A 1,184-nucleotide genomic window follows, 5' to 3' on the forward strand; every position below is an offset into this window, starting at 1 on the left:
TGTTCATTCTTAGCAAATACATCATGAATGATTGGCAAAAGCACAGCAGGGTCAGAAATTTGAACCAAACCAGCTTTCTTGACAAATTCTTCGGCAGAACCACCATTTTTTGCTAATTCAATAAAGACTTTTTTAGCAATTTTTGAAGAAATTGTTCCATCTGAAATCAAACGAATCATTTCTGTCAGATTTTCTGGAGTCAAGCCAATCTCATGAAGTTCTTTTTTCTCACTATTCAAATATTGAGCCACTTCACCTTGCAACCAGTTTGACACCAATTTAGGGTCAGTATCAAATTTAATCGCTTGATCAAAGAAATCAGAAACTTCTTTAGTTGCGGTCAATTGACGAGCATCATAATCAGACAAAGCTAAATCATTAATATAATGTGCACGTCTTGCTTTAGCCGTCATTGGAAGGCTCTCACGCATTTGCTCAACCCATTCCTCAGAAATTTCAAAACGAGGGACATCTGGCTCTGGGAAGTAACGGTAATCAGAAGCGCCTTCTTTAACACGCATCAAAATTGTTTCACCCGTTTTGTCATTAAAACGACGCGTTTCTTGACGAATTTCGCCACCAGCGCGCAAAATCTTAGCTTGCCTGTCGACTTCAAAGTCCAAAGCTTTTTTGACATTGCTAAATGAGTTCATGTTTTTAACTTCTGTCTTCACACCAAAAGCTTCTTGACCATAAGAACGGAGCGAAACATTGGCATCACAACGCATTGAACCTTCTTCCATCTTCACATCAGAAATTCCTGTGTAAAGAATGGCTTCTTTAAGTGCTGTCAGATAAGCATAAGCTTCCTCAGGAGTGCGCATGTCAGCTTCTGAGACAATCTCAATCAATGGTACTCCTTGACGATTCAAATCGACATAAGAATAACCATCCGTTCCGTGCGTATTTTTCCCAGCATCTTCTTCTAAATGAGCGCGCTCAATGCGAATCGTCGCTTTATGGCCATCTTCAAGTTCAATTTCAATGGAACCATTGTAACCAATTGGCTCATCAAATTGTGAAATTTGGTAAGCTTTGGGATTATCAGGATAGAAATAATTTTTGCGGTCAAAATGCATTGATTTGTGAATATCCATATTCAAAGCAAGAGCCGCTTTAATTCCGCTATCAATTACCCCTTTATTCATTACTGGTAAAACACCAGGAAGTGACCAGTCAATCAC

The 1,184-nt window shown here is 38.9% G+C and carries 1 protein-coding gene; it reads right to left on the reverse strand.

All coding sequences use genetic code 11. The features are described 5' to 3' along the window. On the reverse strand, positions 1 to 1,184 hold a 1,184-nt coding region (gene gatB, locus AB0N03_RS52445; protein WP_364389023.1), incomplete at both ends, for an Asp-tRNA(Asn)/Glu-tRNA(Gln) amidotransferase subunit GatB.

The organism is Amycolatopsis sp. NPDC051061 (assembly GCF_040682935.1).
GTDB lineage: Bacteria > Actinomycetota > Actinomycetes > Mycobacteriales > Pseudonocardiaceae > Amycolatopsis.